The 4,558-nt window shown below is 69.9% G+C and carries 6 protein-coding genes; 3 read left to right on the top strand and 3 right to left on the bottom strand.

The genetic code is table 11. The features are described 5' to 3' along the window. From D7X32_RS43340 to D7X32_RS43330, 3 genes are all read right to left on the bottom strand, one after another. Positions 1 to 371: hypothetical protein (locus D7X32_RS43340; protein ID WP_439329053.1), on the bottom strand; the 371-nt coding region annotated here is incomplete at its 3' end. 25 nt (positions 372 to 396) lie between these two features. Further along, on the bottom strand, positions 397 to 1,509 hold the full coding sequence (locus D7X32_RS43335) for a glycoside hydrolase 64/thaumatin family protein (protein ID WP_120608330.1): 1,113 nt from the start codon (positions 1,507 to 1,509) through the stop codon (positions 397 to 399). A 281-nt stretch (positions 1,510 to 1,790) separates the two neighbouring features. Then, positions 1,791 to 2,060, bottom strand: coding sequence for a GlsB/YeaQ/YmgE family stress response membrane protein (locus D7X32_RS43330; RefSeq protein WP_120608329.1), 270 nt, complete (start codon positions 2,058 to 2,060; stop codon positions 1,791 to 1,793). 277 nt (positions 2,061 to 2,337) lie between these two features. Between D7X32_RS43330 and D7X32_RS43325 the strand changes: the two genes are divergently transcribed. From D7X32_RS43325 to D7X32_RS43315, 3 genes are all read left to right on the top strand, one after another. Beyond that, positions 2,338 to 3,210 carry a JmjC domain-containing protein gene (locus D7X32_RS43325; protein ID WP_120608328.1) on the top strand — a complete coding sequence of 291 codons (873 nt, stop codon included), beginning with the start codon at positions 2,338 to 2,340 and terminating at the stop codon, positions 3,208 to 3,210. 174 nt (positions 3,211 to 3,384) lie between these two features. After that, positions 3,385 to 3,750, top strand: a complete 366-nt coding sequence (locus tag D7X32_RS43320) for a group I truncated hemoglobin (RefSeq protein WP_120608327.1) — start codon at positions 3,385 to 3,387, stop codon at positions 3,748 to 3,750. A 20-nt stretch (positions 3,751 to 3,770) separates the two neighbouring features. Continuing rightward, a partial coding sequence (locus D7X32_RS43315) for a 2Fe-2S iron-sulfur cluster-binding protein (protein WP_120608326.1) occupies positions 3,771 to 4,558 on the top strand: 788 nt, incomplete at its 3' end.

The following is a 4,558-nucleotide window of genomic DNA, read 5'->3' as shown; positions in this document are numbered from 1 at the left end:
GTCTGGGCGGTGGGGGGAGGGGGCTGCTCCAGGGTGCCCAGGCTGGCGGCGCCTCGCGACGTGCTGGACGACATCCCGTCCTGCTGCTTCGCGCCCCGGGCGCCGCCACCTTCGTTGCGCTCCGTCTCGCCCGAGCGGGCGGAGTCCATGCCGTCCTGGGGGCCGGATTGCTCCGCGCCGCCCTTGGCGGACGTGCCCTTCGCGGCGCCGCCCTTGACGCCGGGTCCTCCCTTGGCGGGGACGCCCTTGCCGGTGGCCTTGCCCGGTGTCTTGGCTTCAGCGGGCTGCTGCGCCTTCTCACCCTTCTCCTGCGCGGGGCCCTGGAGGGGCAGTCCCGGACGGGGGAGGCCAGATGGAAGGCGGATGCTCATGGACGGGGGCCTCGCTGAGGGGGAATCAGGCCAGGTTCTTCATGTGGACGACGAGGTTGCTGTTGTTGCTGCCCAGCGTGCTCGCGTCATCCGTGGGGATGACGTAGCCCTGATCCGCGCCGACGTGCTTGCGGAAGAAGTCTACCACCTCCGAATCCTGCACGTTGGAGGTGGTGCTCTTCTTGATGCCGTACGCGGCGCCGTCCGCTCCCTTGGCCTTCACGGAGTCAGGCGCGGAGGCGAGCAGGTTGTCCATCGTGCCCGACAGGCGGCCGCCGCCCTCCGCCTGCATCGTCATGGCGGCGTTGTGGCCCTCGATGTAGCTGACGTCGTAGTACGTCTGACCGAACCCGCCGTCGAACTTCACTTCACCCAGCGTCGCGTTCTTGCCGTCGCCGTTGTCGCTGCGGAAGTTGCCGGACCAGTTGTCCGGGAACTGCACCGTCTTGCTCTCACCGGGCTTCAGCGTGACGGAGTCGACGGCCTTCTCGCCCGCGTTGGGGGTGAAGTTCACCGTCATCGGCTTGTCGCCGTCGTTGTTGAGCGTGATGGTGTTCTTGCCCTTCGACGCGCCCGGCGCGCCCACGGACTGCGCCCCGCTGACGGGCGCCTCCTGCTTGGGGGAGGCCGGAGCCTGCGCGGCCTGCTCGGCGGGAGCGCCCTGCGTGGCCGGCGTGCTGGCCGCGGCCTGCTGCGTCGCCGCGCCGGAGTCGACACCCTCGCCGCCCAGGTCCGGCACGCCACCGTCGAAGGAGTCACCGCCCAGGTCCGGCACGTCGCCCTGCGCCGCACCGGCCTTGCTCGCCGCGCCCTCTACGCCCGCCACGCCGCCCTGCTGCGCACCGGCGCTGCTCTGCGCACCGAGCATCTCCAACAGTCCCTTCAGCATCTGGACAATCTCGCTCAGCTGCTCCAGCGGATTGCCCTGCACGCCGCCCTGCTTGCCCACGCCCGACGCCCCGTCGAAGCCGTCCGCCTGGAACATCCCCTGGAGCGAACCCGGGCCGCCCTTGGCCTTCACCGCGTCCGCCGTCACCGGCGAAGGGCGCATCGCCGGGTTGGAACTCTCCGTGGCGGACGTGCGGGGCGAGAAGGAGGAGCTGGCAACCGACGACTTCGACAGGGGGGAGAGCGCCATGGCGGTGTTCCTCGAGATTGGATGGGCGGGCGTGAGGCGCCGGCCGGTTCAGCGATGTGGGGGGCTAGAGCACGGCGCATGCCACGCGCCCCACGCGCTTCTCGAAGAGGCAAACTCCTGGAATTGCTCAAGGGCCGGACGCAACCGCGAGGCCTGAAGGCCCCTGGCCTGATGACTGCCGTCAGGCCCCTGGTGTCTGGCGTCATCAGCCCCCAACAAACGCTTCTCGCGCGGGACGCATGCGCCCCGCGCGAGAAGTCATCGCTTCAGGCTGTCCGCGGTCAGACCCTTCGGACCGTGCTCGAACGGATGACCCGGAGGATGAGTAGCAACACCACCGCTCCGATGAACGCCACGAAGATGGTGCCCGCGAGTCCGCCGAACGGGGCTCCCGTGCCGAGCGCCCGGAAGATGAAACCTCCCAGGAACGCGCCCACCACGCCCACGACGATGTCTCCAATCAGTCCGTAGCCGCCGCCCACCACCGCGGACGCGAGCCATCCAGCGATGAGGCCGATCACCGCCCACAACAGGATTGCTTCCAGCGCCATGTCTTTTCCTCCCAGTGAGGTGATGGGCGAAACATGGGCATGATTCCCGGTCCCGCTCGCCCCTCCCCCAAGGGCGGCGGCAGTGCAGGCAGGCGGCCTTCGCGAAGGGCCGGTTCCAAACCGTTTCACATCCCACGAACTCCACTGTCTTCAGAGGGACGCGGGGCAAAACGCCCCATCAATACGTGGGGCAAAACGCCCCAATTTGAACGTGTGCTCGCGCTCTGCTGGCATCGAGTGAACACCTGCCGCAGGAAGCGGCAAGGAGCCCACTTCCGTGAAGCGCATCTTCGAGTCCGTCGGGTCGCCGTTGCAGTTCGACCGTGAGTCCTTCCGGTGCCGCCACACGCTCCTGGGACACCCCGCGCTGGAGCTGGAGAACCTGGCGGGCGTGGTGCAGCGGCTGCCTTCCGAAAACGTGTTCTTCAGCTCGGGCCTGGTGCCCAAGGACGCGGACTTCGACCGCGCGCACGTGGACTACCGCACCGGCCTGTCGCTGAAGGACACCGTGGAGAACATGATGACGAGCAACTCGTACATCATGCTCCGCGCGCCGGAGCAGGACCCCAGCTTCCACGAGCTCTACCGCGCGCTCCTGTCGGAGGTGGAGGACCTGATGCGCGCGCAGGGCGTGGGCACCACGGCCGTGGATCCGATGCTCTACCTCTTCATCGCGTCCCCCGGCAGCGTCACGCCCTTCCACCTGGACCGCTACTCCACGCTGCTGATGCAGTTCCGGGGCAGCAAGGCGGTGCACATCTCCAAGGCGTGGGATGAGCAGGTGGTCCCCGCGGAGGACCTGGAGGCGTTCGTCGCGCGCTCCGGCTCCAAGGTGAACTACCGGGAGACATTTGATCAGACGGCGACGCGCTACGCGTTCGGCCCCGGGGACGCGCTGCACATCCCCTTCGTGGCGCCGCACTACGTGAAGAACGGCACGGATGACGTCTCCGTGTCGCTGTCCATCATCTTCAACACCCGCGAGACGGCCCGGCACCTGCGCGCGCTGCGCGCCAACCATGCGCTGCGAAAGCGCCTGGGGCCGCTGGGCTACCACCCCGTGCCGGTGAACCGCTTCCTGCCGCTGGACCACATGAAGAGCGGCATGGAGCGCGTGGTGCGCCGGGCGCGGGGCCTGCTGCACGCCTGAGTTCCCTCGCCTCCTCGCGGTGGGGCACAGGCGGACGGCGGCCAGGACCGCGGTCATCAGGCGAACGAACAAGGGCGTGAAGTCAGCCCGATGCACGGGCATTGACGGCCGCGCCCTTAAAGATGCATCCTGAATGCATCTTTAAGGGCCCGGGGCCCGGAAGGGAACGAAGTCATGTCGAGCGTGTACGAGCGGATTGGCGGGGAGCCGGCGATGGCGGCGGCGGTGGAGGTCTTCTACCGGAAGGTGCTGGGCGACGAGCGCATCAGCCACTTCTTCGAGGACGTGGACATGGAGCGCCAGGCCGCGAAGCAGAAGGCGTTCCTGACGATGGTGTGCGGGGGGCCGGCGAACTACTCGGGCAAGGACATGCGCGCGGGGCACAAGCACCTGGTGGCGCGCGGGCTGAACGCGTCGCACTTCGACGCGGTGGCGGGACACTTGAAGGAGACGCTGGAGGAGCTGGGCGTGCCCGCGGAGCTGGTGGGCCAGGTGATGTCGGTCGCGGAAGGGGCGCGGGCGGACGTGTTGAACCGCTGAAGCGGCACGGGAGGCACGTCATGGCGAAGGTACGGCATGAAGCCGCGTGGTACCCGCTGGAGCCCGGGGAGACGGTGCTGGACGGCCTGCTGCGCCAGGGCGTGCACGTGCCGCATGCGTGCCGGGCGGGGGCCTGCCAGTCCTGTCTGATGCGGGCGACCTCGGGCCCGGTGCCCGAGGCGGCGCAGGTGGGGCTCAAGGACACGCTCCGGGCGCGCGGCTACTTCCTCGCGTGCGCCTGCCGGCCCCAGGAGGGCACGGCGCTGGAGGTGGCGGGGGCTTCGGAGCTGCGCGTCCCCGCGCGCGTGGTGGACCTGGAGTCGCTCAGCGGGGACGTGCTCGCGGTGCGGCTGGAGGTGGAGACGCCGCTCGACTATCGCGCCGGGCAGTACGTCACGGTGGTGCGCGCGGACGGGCTCGCGCGCAGCTATTCGCTGGCGAGCCTGCCTCGTGAGGGCCGGCTGGAGCTCCACGTGCGGCTCGTGCCCGGGGGCGCCATGAGCGGCTGGTTCGCGCGGGACGTGAGGCCCGGTGAGCGGGTGCACGTGCAGGGGCCGGCCGGGGACTGCTTCTACGTGCCCGGGCAGCCGGAGGCGCCGCTGCTGCTCGCGGGGACGGGCACGGGGCTCGCGCCGCTGTATGGAATCCTGCGGGACGCGTTGGAGGAGGGGCACACCGGGCCCATCCACCTGTTCCATGGGGCCCTGGAGCCGCGCGGGCTGTACCTCGTGGACGCGCTCCGGGCGCTGGCGGGGCGCCATCCGAACCTCCACTACCGTCCCTGCGTGCTCGGCGGGGGAGGTGGGGC

It is taken from the genome of Corallococcus carmarthensis, from assembly GCF_003611695.1.
Lineage (GTDB): Bacteria > Myxococcota > Myxococcia > Myxococcales > Myxococcaceae > Corallococcus > Corallococcus carmarthensis.
The sequence above is the reverse complement of the archived record's forward strand: the minus strand, read 5'-3'. Positions and strand labels throughout refer to the sequence as shown.